This window comes from Streptomyces sp. NPDC058955 (genome assembly GCF_042741435.1).
In the GTDB taxonomy this organism is placed as follows: domain Bacteria; phylum Actinomycetota; class Actinomycetes; order Streptomycetales; family Streptomycetaceae; genus Streptomyces.
The window spans coordinates 1-13,479 of the sequence record NZ_JBHYKM010000162.1 but is presented as its reverse complement, the minus strand read 5'-3'; the positions used below and the strand labels follow the sequence as shown (position 1 = coordinate 13,479).

Here is a 13,479-nt window from a genome sequence, read left to right as displayed (position 1 = left end):
AGGGCCGCGCATACCGGCAACTCGACGACGCCGAGACCCGGCTCCTGGACGAGCACCTCGGCCCCGGCCACGGACGCGCCGCCCTCGACGTCGGGAGCGGCGACGGCGCTCTGGCCCGCCACCTCCATCACCTCGGCTACCGCACCACGGGCATCGACTGCTCACCCAGCGCCATCGCCCTCGCCGCCTCCCGAAGCTCAGGGCCCGGGCGCGGACCGGTGTGGCGGTGCCTGGACATCACCACCGGCGATCTCACGGCCCTGCCGGAGCCGGCGTACGCGGTCATCACCTGCCGCCTGGTCTACCGGTGGATGGCCGACAATCCAGCCTTCCTCGATCGTGTCCGCCGGCTCCTCGCACCCGGCGGAACCTTCTGGGTCGGTGACCGAGGTCTCCGGCCGACGCCGGCACGATCACCGCCTCCAGCACACGGGCATCACGCTCTCGGAAGCCGAGACGCTCGCGGCCGGATGGTCCCGCGTCCATACGGCCGATCTGGATGTCCTCCGCTGCTACGCCCTCCGTCCCTGACCGCCTTGACCTGCTCGGGACGCTGAATGACGAACCCCGAGCATGCTGGCGGTTCCGGCTTTCAGAAGTCGCACAATGGAGGCCGCAGCGACTTGGTGCTGCTGAGCCCGCGGTGTGAGGTCAGTGCCTGCGGGGCGCGTACATGATGACGGCCATGCCCGCGAGGCAGACGAGTGCTCCGATGACGTCCCAGCGGTCGGGGCGGTAGCCGTCGGCGACCATGCCCCAGGCGATCGATCCGGCGACGAAGATGCCGCCGTAGGCGGCGAGGATGCGGCCGAAGTTGTCGTCGGACTGGAGCGTGGCGACCACCCCGTACAGGCCGAGGGCGATGATGCCGGCACCGATCCAGATCCAGCCCTTGTGCTCGCGGATGCCCTGCCAGACGAGCCAGGCACCGCCGATCTCGAAGAGGGCGGCGACGATGAACAGGGCAATGGAACGAGCGACAGTCATATCGCGAGACCCTACCGGCGGGCCGTGTTGCTGATCTTCATCTGGTCTGCGGACGACTTGCAGCCGCGCCTGTCCTCACCTGCGTTCTTCGTCGTGCCGGTGCAGGGACGACGGCGCCGGCCATGCCACAGGTTCCGGCGGCGAGTACGGCCAGGGCAAGGGCGGGGGCGGGGAGCCAGTCCACGATCGCCCCGGCTCCGGTGCCGACGGCGCCTTCGGTGATCAAGAGCCGTCCACGGGTCGGACCACCGGCCAGTGACCCGACATCTTCTGCGACGGCTTCCAGCTCGAACTCGGTGCCCAGCGCGCCGACGACCACGCCGTGTCCTGGGCCCTGTTCTTCGTCGCAGGAGACGACCACTCGGTCACGCGCGACAACGCCCCCGAAGCAGTCTGGCACCACTGGTAGACAGCACCACGCTCACCTCGCACTCGAACGCCCTCAAGTAGGAGGCGAAGAGAAGGGCATCGTGGAGCCGACGCTGGGGCTGGCAGCCCTTACGAAACCACGAGTTCATCCTCAGTAATACTCCAGTGCGACTTCGTGAACTACCCGATTGAGGGGCTGGCGAGCCGCCGCCGGCAGGGGCTGCGGCGAGCCGCGGCCTGGTGTCGTCTGCGCCAGGTTGGGGGCAGCCGCCCGGCGGGCCCTGTCCCGCGACAGGCCATGGACCTGCTAGATGGTCCCTTCCGCCTCCGCCTTGGCGTAGTAGTCGTAGACGGTCTTGAACGGTGGGAAATCATGCGGCAGGTGCTCCCACGGGATCCCGGTGCGGTCGACGTAGAACATCGTGTTCACGATCTCTCAGGTCATGCACCCGCGCTGCCGTCCCAGACCCTGACCGGGGCGGCTCGCCAGGCGACGAACACGGACTCGATCAGCGCCCAACGGGCATCGGAGACGTCACTGCGATACGCACGGCGAGCACTCATGCCCCAGGCAACGATCGCCGAGGCCTCTGGCCACAAGAACATCCCAAGACATCAACTACGTAGATCAGATGTCCCTACGTTGTTGGACGGGATGAGCGAGCCATTCGTAGGGTTCGCTCACCCAGGGGGTTCGGGTGTGGCTTTCAGATCTCTGCCGTTCGTGGCTGCTGAGGATTCGCCGCCCGAGCCCCCACGACGACTCGGCTGCTCATTAGGAATTGCGGCACTGATCGCTCAGTAGGGACTCGACAGCGAGGTCGTCCGTGGTGCCCGTACGAACACGACCTGCGGAGAAGCGAGTGACAGCGATCTGGGCCGGTATCGATGCTGGCAAGACCCATCACCACTGCGTGGTGATCGACGACACCGGCAGACGGCTGCTGTCCCGCCGGGTGGCCAACGAGGAGAGCGACCTGCTGAAGCTCCTCGGCGACGTCCTGGAGCTGGGTGAGATGACGGCCTGGGGCATCGACCTGGCCGACGGCGGGGCTGGCCTCGCGATCGCGATCCTGCTCAACCACGACCAGAACCTGCTCTACATCCCGGGCCGGGCCGTCAATCGGGCCTCCGAGGGCTACAGGGGCGACGGGAAGACCGACGCCAAGGACGCCGCGGTCATCGCCGACCAGGCCCGCGTCCGCCGGGACCTGATGCCCCTGCGGTCCAGTGACGACCTGGTTACCGATCTGAAGGTCCTCACCAGCCGTCGCCGCGACCTCACAGACGACCGCACGAGAGCCGTCAACCGGCTGCGCGGCCACCTGACCGGGATCTTCCCCGGCCTGGAGCGTGAGCTCGACCTCGGAAACGTCGGCCCCCTGGTGCTGCTGACGGGCTACCAGACACCCGCTGCCATCCGCCGCACGGGCGTCAGGCGTCTGGCCACATGGCTGCGCAACCGCAAGGTCCGCGGCGCCGACCAGCTCGCCGCCACAGCCGTCCAGGCCGCCGAGCATCAGCACACCACCGTTCCAGGCGAGAAGATCACCGCCCAGGTCGTGCACACACTCGCCCAGGAGGTGGCGGCCCTCAACGAGAAGATCGCCGAGACCGACAAGCTCATCGAGGGCCGGTTCCGCCAGCACCCGCATGCCGAAGTGATCACCAGCCTGCCTGGCATCGGCCACCTGCTGGGCGCCGAGTTCATCGCGGCCACCGGCGGTGACATGGACGCCTTCGACAGCGCCGACCGGCTCGCCGGATTCGCCGGCGTCGCTCCCGCCGCCCGTGACTCGGGCAAGATCAGCGGCAACCTGCACCGGCCCAAGCGCTACAGCCGACGCCTCCAACGCGTCTTCTACACCTCCGCGCTGATCAGCATCCGCTGCTGCGACGAGTCCCGCCGCTTCAGCGATCGCAAGCGCGCCGAAGGCAAACGACACGTCCAAGCCGTGCTCGCGCTCGCCCGCCGACGAGTCAACGTCTTGTGGGCCCTCCTGCGTGACGGACGGCGCTACGAACCCATACCGCCCGTCACGCTCGCGGCTTGACAACTCCATTAGGAATCCTCCAAGTTCGCCCTCATGGGCGATCGTGGTCGGCGTCAGTGCATTCGGGATGGTTCTCGTCGTGGATTCATTGACGCCGTCCGCACGGCGTCTCTACCGTGTCGTTCGCATCCAGCCCAAGGGGGGGTGCCACCACCACACGGATCGGAAGCCCACCATGACGGTCGAGAGTGCCGACGCCCCTGAGCCCCTGGAACGGGCGGCCCCTGAGGCCACCGCCACGGTTGGGCAGGTGACCGTCCGGCCTGAGGATCTGGACGAGCTCCTACCGGAACTGGAACTGCCCGTCCAGGACCGCTTCTTCTAGATGGACGTCTCCGGTCAGAGTACGACCTTCCTGCCGTCGCCCACCGGAACCAGAGCACTCGAGCGCCGACTGACCGATCGTGTCCTGCGCTCACTGAACGTCGGGCAACGACTCATCGCATCCCGGCTTCCCACGCTCGCTGCCGCCTTGGACGACATGTCGCACGAGTGCGAGGCCGCTGTGCTCACCCATCCCGAACTCATCCACTGGCAGACGCGTTTCAACCAGGTGCTGCGCGAAGGCTTCCCTCCGGGGCAACTGGAGACCGCTGCGGTCTCACTCGACGCGGCCCTCCACATCGCCAAGCAGAGTGTGCGGCGCACCAACAGGATCGACACCCAGCTCGACTCTCCGGCCGCACGGCATCTGCTCGCCCAGGCCGTGCGGCGCATCCTGTTTCGGCACACTGGCGCGGCGCCCGCTTTCGGGCAGGTCGACGCCGCGCCGGTCAGGCCCGACTCCGAGACTCGTCGCCTCTTGAACGAAGCGCTGGCTCAGATCGCCCAGACATGGCCAGACATGCACGATGAGCTCTCCACCCTCGTCCGGGCAGTCGTCCTCTTCGACGAGGGTTCGGCGCCTGCCGGCCGGGTGACCATGCTCACCGACTCTCACTACCACGGGGCCTTCTTCCTCTCGACCAGCTACCTGAAGCGCCGTGCCGAGGCCGGCCTCCTGGCGTACGACCTCATCCATGAGGCGACGCACACCTACCTCAATGCGTTACTCCTGTCGGGAGTCAAGTTGTTCCGACACTCCACGGGACGTCTCTACGCCACGGCCTTGCGCCCCGACCCGCGTCCCCTCTCAGGCGTCTTCCACCAGCTTCTGGTGCTGGCACGCGCCGTCGAGTTCTCGGCTCGTACGAACCGGCCCGAGTTCGCCGCCGCGTCTCGCCCCGGCCCGTTCAGCCCCGGCGGCACCGACCTTTCGGTCGACGACGTCATCGCCTCATACCTTCGCCTTCTGCGCGACGAGGCACCCTTGACGGAATTCGGTGTGATGTTGCTCGACTCGGTCGCGGAGCGGGTGGCACGGCCTGGCCCCACCCGATCCGTCGCACCGCGGACCGCGCGGCAGGGGGCCCCGTGAACTTCGCCCCCACCGACGATGCAACCGAGCGGATTCGTCTACGCCTCGCCGATCGGGTCCGCCGTTCCCTCCACGCCTGTGCCCGCACGGTCGAGCCAACGGTGGCACCGCTCGCCGAGGCTCTCGTTGTCCTCGCCTCGTCACCTGACGAGGGATCGCTGCTGCACCCCGAAACCATGCGCTGGCACACGCGGCTGAACCGTGCCCTACGACGAGGAGCGACGCGATCAGTGCTCCTGAACGCGCTGGAGGGGCTTCCGCACGTCCTAGCGGAGGTGCGACACAGCGACGAGCGGGCGGCACGAACCGCGGTGGACGGGATTCCCTTCGACATCGCATCGAATTCCCCCAGTGTGCACAGCGTCCTGCGCCAGGTGGTGGCTCGTGCCACCGCGAACGCCGGCGACCGAGGCGTCCACACAAGGGGCCCTGCGCGGAACGACGTATCGGTGGAGACAGCGGACGCCGCATCGCTGGACGCCACCCGGCAGGCGCTGGCCACGATCCGAGCGGTCTGGCCGGAGCTCTACGCGGAGATGCGAAGCCTCATTCGCGTCCTGGTCTTCTTCGACGAATCCGTCACCGCGGGCCGGGTCACCATTTTCACGGACTCGTCTTATCACGGCGCGATCCTTCAGACGCGGCGTTTCGCCCTGGAGCGCGGAGCCCTGCACGAGACGGCTGGAGACCTCCTGCACGAGGCCACGCACACACACCTCAACGCTGTTCTCCTGTGTGGGGAGCAGTTCTTCACCCGAAGGACGACCTCCCTCCACGTCACCACCTTCAGATCCGATCCCAGGCCCCTGTCGAGCGTCTTCCACCAGGTGGTGGTACTCGCCAGGCTGGCGGAATACCTCCTGCGCGCGGAAGAAGCCGGGCTCACGGATGTTCCACGGCTTGACACGTACAGGCCCGGACCGAGGGGACGACTCCTCTCCGACGAGTTGAACGACAGCCTTCGAGTCCTACTGAAGGAGGCTCCGCTGACGGACTACGCGACCGAAGTGGTCGAGTCCGTGGTGGACCGTCTGCCTGCCTTCCGCTGAGTGCGGCTACCCGTGGGGCCTGCCGCCCCGAGGGGCAAGCCTGACTGAATGTCCGGGCTCCGTCCGGCCCAGCGCCGCAACGCTCCCTCCGTGTTCTGCGACCGAATTCGGCGCGTCGCCGTCCTGGGCGGAACACGCACCGCGTTCACGCGCTCCCATAGAACCTACGCTTCCCCCACGACCCGCGACCCGCGACCCGCGAGAGTGTCCTCGACTCTGTCTTCGGCCCCCGCACCCCTGCTCACGATGGGCAGCAAGCATGCGCCACCGGGATGCAGGCCGTCCCCGACTGTCGCGAACAAGATCGCGACGGGGTCGGTGGGAAGCGCCATCGCCGGCGGAATCGACCCCTGGAACGATTCCCCGCTGGTGCTCGGGAACAACCTGCCACACGCGCTCCCGGCCTCGCACCACGCGCTGACCGTGTCCGAGCGCTGGCTCGCCTTCATCCCCGCGATCTCGTCGGCCGAACCGAACAGGACGAACCAGTGACCTGAGTCGGAACTTCGTTGCGCATGAGTCGTCCGGATCCGAGGATTCCGCCGTTGCCGGTCACTGATGCCCAACGGGCGGTGCAGGAGGGATGGTTACGTCCCCGGACGACGGCTCAGGCTTTGGCTCAGCGGTCGCGGATCGTGCTTGGAGCGCGCCGAAGAGCATTCGGTCACGGAGGTGTCGCGCTGGCTGCGGATCGCTCCTCCCAGCACTGCAAGGATGGGGCAGGGGTGATGACAGGTGACGAGGAGGCAGCCAGTCCGGCGCGGGCAAACCCAAGGGGTCCGACTTCAGAGGGTCGCCCCCTCCTGCACTGTACGTTTGCCGGGCCGATGCGTGGCGGCATGTCATCCACTACGCATGGAGTAGGAATTCCACCAACCGTACCTCCAATGAGTCCTCACCGGTCCGACGACCGGCGGTTCTGAGCGAGCCATCGGCGCGGGTTGGGCGCGACCTCCGGAGCCAGTGGAGTGGACGTACGAAGCGAGGGGTGGTCAGCCCGGCTGAGCCGCATCACCAACCGGTCCGGGTGGACGACAGCCATGGCTACCTGGGACACGGGCCGGCCGTCGACGGGGTACAAAGACCATCGCGACAAGATCGTGGCCAGGATGAGAGTCATCTCGGTCATGGCCAGCTGGTCCCCGACGCACTTGCGGGCTCCCGCGCCGAAGGGGATCCAGGCGCCGCGCACGGGGGCTCGCCCTTCCCAGCGCTCCGGTCTGAAGGCGAGGGGATCGGGGAAGAGGTGGGGGTCGCGGTGGAGGGAGGCGATGCTGTAGACGAAGTCGGTTCCGGCCGGGAAGCGGGAGCCCGCCACCTCGACGGGAGTGACACTGCGCCGCGTCAGGAACCAGACCGGGTGGTAGAGCCGGAGCGTCTCGTGGAGCGCTTGGGTGAGCCGGCGCATGCGTGGAATGTCTGCCTCGCCGGGAAGCCGTCCTCCCAGGACTTCGTCAAGCTCCTCCCGGATCTCCTTCTCCACACCGGGCGCGCCGGCGAGGGCGTGGAAGAACCAGCTCATGGTGGCCGCGGTGCTGTCGCTGCCCGCCATGAGGAGGGTCACGACCTGATCGACGACCAGCGCCTCGTCCAGTGGCCGGCCGTCGTCGTCCCGGAGGGCGAGCAGCATGGCCAGGATGCCATCCGCTGTTCCGTCCTCGGCGGCACGGTGCCGGGCGATGGCCCGGCGGACGGCTGCCCGGAGTTCTGCCGCCGCCCGGTCGTAGCGCCTGGCGGCGGGGGTGGGAATCCGGTTCAGGCGGTCCCACGGCATCAGGGTGCGGCGCATCACGCCTCGGATCAGCAGCGGAAGAGCGCGGTGCACCTCCTCCCGTACAGCGGTGTCGTCCGACGCAAAGAGGATGCGGCACATCACGTGCACGGTGACGCGGCGCAGCTCCCGGTTCACGTCGATCACCTGTCCGTCCTCGAAGCCCGCGGTCGCCTCGGCCGCGCCTCCGGCGACGACAGCGGCGTAACGACTGACGGCCTCACGCCGGAAAGCCGGCTGCAACGCCCGGCGTTGGGCGCGGTGTTCGGAGTTCGGGCAGGTGAGAACCCCGTTGCCGAGGAACGGTGCCAGGTTCTCGAACATCGGCCCCTTGTCGTACTCCTCGCCGCCCGCGAGGACGTCGCGGATGGCCTCCGGCGAATTGAGGACGTACAGCCGCCGGGGGCCGAGCGCCACCTCGACGACAGGCCCGCGGGTCCGGAGGGACTGGAGGTAGGCGAGGCGGTGGCGGGCGAGGGAGAGCGCGTTGCCGACGAGGGGCAGGCCGCGTGGGGCCCGTACGACGGTCACGGCCGGTCCGTGCGGTAGCGGGGAGACAGCAGGTGCCACTGCTCGCTGCCGGCGATCCAACGGGAAGCGCCACGTGCGAACACCGCGGCCGGGGTGTCGGAACCGGTGACCTCAATGCCGGCGAGGAGCTTCTCAAACTCCGCCGTACGGTCGACGAGCATCCGCTCGGCGGTGAGCCGGGCGTGCTCCCGGTCCAGCCCTTCCACGTCCTCCAGGACGAGCACCAGATTGTTGCGTTCTCCGTGACGGACCTCCTTCTCCACGGACAGCACGTCGTTGCGCCAGCAGATGACGTCGTTCGCGGCCCTGCGCAGTTCGACGAGGTCCGGCGAGACCACCGCGGCGGCGGGCAGCGGCACTCCCTCGGAGCGTTCGAGCAGGTCCAGGCACGCCTCCACGGCCCCCCTGTCCCGACGGTTGCGGATGTACGCCTCAAGGGGGTGGAGGGGCAGCGGCTCCCCGGTCCCCCGCTCTCCGACTTCCCGCGCCGGGGGGACGGGCGGCGAGGGCTGGTGGGCGAGGACGTACTCCTCGACGTGGTCGCGGAAGCGGGCGCGCAGTTCGGGCCCCATGCCCTTCCGAAGTTCCCGCCACAGGTCGGTCAGCGCCGCCGCGAACGGCGTGCTCGGGAGGGGTTCGTGGTCCTCCTCTCCGAAGGGAAGGCAGCGCTTCACCCCCTCCGTCGCGCCCCGTCCGTCCCAGGCGCCGCCCTGCTCGTCGAAGTGGTCGTCGACGATGAAGAGCCACGTCGTCCACTTCGCGTAGACCAGGGGGTCGGGGACCCCGGGGTACACCAGCGCGGCCAGATCCGCGTAGCGGGCTTCTCCGAAGCGGCGCTCCTCGTCGGGCGTGTGCACAAAGCCGTAGGCCCGCGCCCATGACAGCAGTGCCCGTTCGACTTCCCGCGTATCCAGCACGATTCCCTCCCGAAGGCGCGGACCCACGCCGGGACGAGCCGGCCGCGGGCCGCCGTCGTCTGTGGCGTCCACCCCGATTCCTACCGGCGGTCGGCGCACATCCGGAGAGTGTGAGCGAGCCGTTGCCCTTCTTTCGCCAGGGCCGCACTTTGGGGCAGGTGTGCGCGCGTCTCCCGGGGGAGGCGGTCAGTCGTGTGCCGTCCGACGCCATTCGCTGGGGGACATGCCGTAGGCGGACGTGAAGCGCCGGGTGAAGTGGCTGGGGCTGGCGAAGCCGCATCGCGCCGCGACCGCCGCGACGCCGAGGAGGCGCTGGCAGGGGTCCGCCAGCATGACGCGGGCGGCTTCGAGTCGCCGCGTGATGATCATCTGTTCCAGGCTGAGCCCCTCCTTCTGGAGGGCGGCGTAGAGGCTTCTCACGGAGACGGCGTGGACGAGCGCCACCCGCTGTGCGGTCAGCTCGCGGTCCGCGTAGTTCCTTCGTACGTACGCGTCGACGCGGGTCACCAGGGTGTCGGCCATGGCGTCCCGTACGGGCGCCGCTCCGGCGTCGTGGGCGGCGGAGAGCAGCAGGGCCCTGGTCAGTGCGGTGGTGGCCGCGGCCAGGGCGGGGGCGCCGGGGTCGGACTCCAGCACGGCGGGGTCGCGCCAGAGGGCGCGCAGATGGCTGAGGACCAGACCGTGCAGAGGACTTCCCGTCAGGCGTGCGGAGGCGGCCCGCACGACGGGTTCGGGGACACCGAGCTCCTCCGCGTCGATGACGATCGCCTGGGACGCCCCGTCGCCGGACCAGCCATACATCCGCGGGGTCAGCTCGTGAAAGACACAGATGTCGTCGGGCCCCAGGAGCCTTCGCTCGTCGCCCACCTGCGCCCGGTGCACGCCGTGGGTCTGGAGGGAGACGGAGACGACCGGGCGCTCCCGGTGGTGGCGCACATGCCGTTCGGTGCGGGTGAGGGTGACGCCGGAGCTGTGCGCGGAGAAGAGGCCCAGGGGGCCGATCCTCCAGGTCTCGAAGGTGGCGTGGACACCGCGGTCGGGTTCCTCGTGGGTGATCACGTTGGGCACGCTCTGGTCTGTCATGGCGAAGCGGAACGCCTCGACGCGCTCGCGTGGTTCGACGGACGCGAGGTCCAGCAACAGCACGACGCCCCCCGGTGGTCCGGCGACGGTTCTCCCGCCGCCCGACAGTACCGTCCGGACGTGATCATGTCACGATGCGTCGCAAGTCGCCCTCCCTCGCCCCTCCGCTCCCAGCCCGGCGGTTCCAGCCTTTCAGCCTCTCGCGCAGCAGTCATTTCTCAGCCATACGCTCTCGCTCGCATGGCCGAAAATTCATTAGGATCAGCCCGCGTGACTGCCTTTCGAAAGAATGAGCGCTTCTCCCCGGGAACCGAGTACGCCGAGCTGCTCGGCCGCCTCCGCGCACGGCCTCCGCGCGCCCACGCTTCCCGAGCGTGTGCGTCGACGGCGCCGGGGCCCTCGTCCTGGAGCTCGGCCGGCGCCGCCGTCGCCGCGTGCTGTTCGGCCTTCCCCGACGAAACCGCCCTGTCCGACGGGTACGTCGACGTCACCTACGCCGAGCTGGACGAGCGCGTGAACGCGCTTGCCCACGTCCTCCTCGGCCACGGCGCCGGTCCGGGAGACGTCATCGCCCTCGTCATGGACCGGGGCATGGAGTACGCCGTAGCGGCGCTCGCCGTCTGGCGGACGGGAGCGGCCTTCCTGCCCCTCTCCCCCGGGCAGCCCGAGGACTGGCGGGCCCGGGTCGCGCGGCAGGCGGGGGCGCGGCTGGCGCTCGGTCATCCGGTCACGGGCCTCACCGCGGTCGTGAACGCCGGAGTCACCGGCCCGGTGGAGCCCGTCGAGGACCGCAACGGGCCCGACGACCTCGCCTACGTCATCGCCACCTCCGGCTCCACCGGCGCCCCCAAGCTCGTCATGAACGAACACCGGGGCCTCGCCCACCTGATGACGGCCTCGCGCGAGCCACTCGGCGGTGTACCGGTCGGCTCCCGCGTGATCCAGTTCTCGCAGCCGGCCTTCGACGCCTCGGTGCTCGACCTGCTCACAGCCCTGACCAACGGCGCCCGCCTGGAGTCACTGGAGGCGACGGACACGGACCACGAGGACCTCGGCACGACCCTGGCCCGGCGCCGTATCACCCATGCCGTGCTCCCGGCGGCGGTCGTGCGGACCCTGCGCCCGGAGGGCCTGACCGACCTCGGCGTCCTCGTCAGCGTCGGTGACGTGTGCCTGCCGGAGACCGCCCGCCTCTGGGCCGGGCACCTGCGGTTCGTCAACGGCTACGGACCGAGCGAGGCATCGGTCTGGAGCGGCTACCACGTCTGCACGGGCGAGGAACAAGAGCGGGTCCCGATCGGACGGCCGCTGACCGGGACGGAGATCCTGGTCCTCGACCGTGACGGACTCCCCGCCCCCGCCGGCGCCGTCGGGGAACTGTGCGTCACAGGACCGGGAGTGGGCCGGGGTTACACGGGCCGGCCGGACCTGACCGCCGAGCGCTTCCTCCGCCACCCGGACGGCGGGCGGCTCTACCGCACCGGCGACCTCGGACGGCGACTCCCGGACGGGACGGCCGAGTTCCTGGGCCGGACGGACGACCAGGTGAAGATACGGGGCGTCCGCGTCGAACTGGGGCAGGTCGAAAGCGTCCTCACCACCCTTCCGGGCGTGCGGGACGCGGTCGCGGTGATCGACCGCCGGGGGGAGGAACCCCTGCTCGTCGGCTACCTACGCGCGGACGCGGACGGTCCGGTGCCCCGCCGGGCCGATCTGCTGGGCACCGTGCCCTCGTACCTCGTGCCCGACCGACTGGTGGTGGTGGACCGCTGGCCTCTGACGGTCGCCGGGAAGGTTGACCGGGCGGCCCTGCCGCGCCCCGGGAGCAGCTTCGGCGGTCCTGAGTCCGGAGCCGAATCCGTGAACGAGTCCGTAACCCGCGGATCCACCGACTTGTCGCGCGAACAACGGGAGAGCGCCGTTGCGCGGGTGGCCGCCGAACTCCTCGGTCTCGACGGGGTCGGAGTCCACGACGACCTCTTCCTCCTCGGCGGTTCCTCGCTGTTCGCCGCTCAGGTCGCCGCCAGGCTCCGGCAGGCGCACGGCCTGGACGTGTCTGTCGGGGCCGTGCGCGCCGGGCGCACCCCGGCGGCGATCGCCCGGGCGGCCCGCGCGGCCTCGCCGCTGGACTCCGGGCCCGGCGCGGAAGGAGCGGCGCCCGTGCCGTCCGCCGGCCAGCGGCGCGTATGGCTCATGCACCGCATGCGGCCTGACGCCCGTGCCTACCACGCGCAGGCCGTGCTGCGGCTGACCGGGGCCTTGTCCGTGCCGGCGCTCGAAGCGAGCCTCAGTGATCTCGTTCGCCGGCACGAGGTGCTCCGCACCCGCTTCCCGGAGGAGGCGGGCGAGGTGTCCTGTGCGGTCGACCCGCCGTGGCAGGTCGACCTGGAGGTACGCGACCTGAGCGGCCGCGCCGATCCGGCCGCCGCCGTCGGCGCGGAGGTCCACGCGCTGGTGCACGCCGCGTTCGACCTGGAGAAGGAACCGCCCGTCCACTGGACGCTGCTCAAGGTGGCTCCGGAGGAGCACCTGCTGGTGCATGTGGAGCATCATCTCGCCCACGACGGCTGGTCGTTCCGCATCCTCGCTCGTGAACTGCTGCACGGATACGCCGCTTTCGTGACCGAGGGAGCCATCGGGCTGCCCATGCCCGAAGTGACCTACGGCGACTACGCACGCTGGCAGCGTGACTGGCTGAGGTCGCCGGAGGCGGACGTCCAGCGGCAGTTCTGGCGGGACCATCTGGCGGGTGCCGAGACGGTCCTGCGGCTGCCGCGCCGTACGGACGCCCCGGCGGGCCGGTTCCGGGGTCGGTCACTCCGGTACGAGATCGACGGGGAGTTGGCGCGGGAGCTGGCGAGGCTCGCCCATCGTGAGGGCGTGTCGCTGTTCACGGTCCTGTCGGCCGCCTTCCTGGTGCTCCTGCACCGCTACAGCGGTTCCTCGGACGTCCTGCTCGGTTCCGCCGTGGCGAACCGGCGCTGGCGGCAGACCGAGGACGTCGTCGGCATGTTCGTCAACACGGTCGTCCTCCGCGGGAGGTTCGACGCCGATCCCGCCTTCCGGGACTTCCTGCGCCGCATCCACGAGCAGGTGCTGCGCGTACACGACCACCAGGACCTGCCCTACGACGAGATCTTCGAGCAGTCCCCGGCGGCCCATGGCGACGGCGCGCGCCCGCTGGTCCAGGCGATGTTCAGCGCCCATGACACCCCCTTCGGCGAGCTGCCGCCGATGCCCCTGGCCGTGGACATCCTGGAGGGACTGTCCAACGGCTCGGCCAAGGTCGACGTCTCGGTGG

Annotated in this window: 12 protein-coding genes; 7 read left to right on the top strand and 5 right to left on the bottom strand. The window is 69.7% G+C overall.

The genetic code is table 11. From position 1 onward, the window contains the following. The first annotated feature begins 44 nt into the window (after positions 1 to 44). Entirely contained in the window at positions 45 to 557 is a 513-nt protein-coding gene (locus ACFW1I_RS35510; protein WP_384677748.1) for a class I SAM-dependent methyltransferase, read from the top strand. A gap of 94 nt (positions 558 to 651) precedes the next feature. Here the strand turns inward: ACFW1I_RS35510 and ACFW1I_RS35505 are convergent, their stop codons facing one another. Then, a complete protein-coding gene (locus ACFW1I_RS35505; protein ID WP_384677746.1) occupies positions 652 to 987 on the bottom strand; it encodes a YnfA family protein in 336 nt (111 codons plus the stop codon). A gap of 676 nt (positions 988 to 1,663) precedes the next feature. Next, entirely contained in the window at positions 1,664 to 1,786 is a 123-nt protein-coding gene (locus ACFW1I_RS35500; protein ID WP_384677744.1) for a transposase, read from the bottom strand. Between the two features lie 433 nt (positions 1,787 to 2,219). Here ACFW1I_RS35500 and ACFW1I_RS35495 point away from each other — a divergent pair, with 433 nt between their 5' ends. The 5 genes from ACFW1I_RS35495 to ACFW1I_RS35475 all read left to right on the top strand — a co-directional run bounded on the left by ACFW1I_RS35495 (position 2,220) and on the right by ACFW1I_RS35475 (position 6,368). Then, positions 2,220 to 3,410 carry an IS110 family transposase gene (locus tag ACFW1I_RS35495; protein ID WP_384677742.1) on the top strand — a complete coding sequence of 397 codons (1,191 nt, stop codon included), beginning with the start codon at positions 2,220 to 2,222 and terminating at the stop codon, positions 3,408 to 3,410. Positions 3,411 to 3,585: 175 nt separating this feature from the next. Continuing rightward, entirely contained in the window at positions 3,586 to 3,735 is a 150-nt protein-coding gene (locus ACFW1I_RS35490) for a hypothetical protein (RefSeq protein ID WP_384677740.1), read from the top strand. Further along, the gene (locus ACFW1I_RS35485) at positions 3,736 to 4,827 is read left to right on the top strand and encodes an aKG-HExxH-type peptide beta-hydroxylase (RefSeq protein WP_384677738.1); all 1,092 of its coding nucleotides are present in this window, start codon (positions 3,736 to 3,738) and stop codon (positions 4,825 to 4,827) included. Then, positions 4,824 to 5,876, top strand: a complete 1,053-nt coding sequence (locus ACFW1I_RS35480) for an aKG-HExxH-type peptide beta-hydroxylase (protein WP_384677737.1) — start codon at positions 4,824 to 4,826, stop codon at positions 5,874 to 5,876. Before ACFW1I_RS35485 ends, ACFW1I_RS35480 begins: the two co-directional genes overlap by 4 nt. A 318-nt stretch (positions 5,877 to 6,194) precedes the next feature. Beyond that, positions 6,195 to 6,368, top strand: a complete 174-nt coding sequence (locus ACFW1I_RS35475; RefSeq protein WP_384677735.1) for a hypothetical protein — start codon at positions 6,195 to 6,197, stop codon at positions 6,366 to 6,368. 403 nt (positions 6,369 to 6,771) lie between these two features. Here ACFW1I_RS35475 and ACFW1I_RS35470 read toward each other — a convergent pair whose 3' ends face one another. From ACFW1I_RS35470 to ACFW1I_RS35460, 3 genes are all read right to left on the bottom strand, one after another. Beyond that, positions 6,772 to 8,178 carry a cytochrome P450 gene (locus ACFW1I_RS35470; RefSeq protein ID WP_384677733.1) on the bottom strand — a complete coding sequence of 469 codons (1,407 nt, stop codon included), beginning with the start codon at positions 8,176 to 8,178 and terminating at the stop codon, positions 6,772 to 6,774. Beyond that, positions 8,175 to 9,095: a hypothetical protein gene (locus ACFW1I_RS35465; RefSeq protein WP_384677731.1), complete on the bottom strand. Its 921-nt coding sequence runs from the start codon at positions 9,093 to 9,095 to the stop codon at positions 8,175 to 8,177. Before ACFW1I_RS35465 ends, ACFW1I_RS35470 begins: the two co-directional genes overlap by 4 nt. Before the next feature lie 186 nt (positions 9,096 to 9,281). Further along, positions 9,282 to 10,241, bottom strand: coding sequence for an AraC family transcriptional regulator (locus tag ACFW1I_RS35460; protein WP_384677729.1), 960 nt, complete (start codon positions 10,239 to 10,241; stop codon positions 9,282 to 9,284). A gap of 207 nt (positions 10,242 to 10,448) precedes the next feature. Here ACFW1I_RS35460 and ACFW1I_RS35455 point away from each other — a divergent pair. Continuing rightward, positions 10,449 to 13,479: amino acid adenylation domain-containing protein (locus ACFW1I_RS35455; protein ID WP_384677728.1), on the top strand; the 3,031-nt coding region annotated here is incomplete at its 3' end.

What these genes read in the sequence shown, in the direction of transcription:
- ACFW1I_RS35505 (WP_384677746.1), bottom strand. Translation starts at nt 987, where the DNA reads ATGACTGTCGCTCGTTCCATTGCCCTGTTCATCGTCGCCGCCCTCTTC.
- ACFW1I_RS35490 (WP_384677740.1), top strand. Translation starts at nt 3,586, where the DNA reads ATGACGGTCGAGAGTGCCGACGCCCCTGAGCCCCTGGAACGGGCGGCC.
- ACFW1I_RS35485 (WP_384677738.1), top strand. Translation starts at nt 3,736, where the DNA reads ATGGACGTCTCCGGTCAGAGTACGACCTTCCTGCCGTCGCCCACCGGA.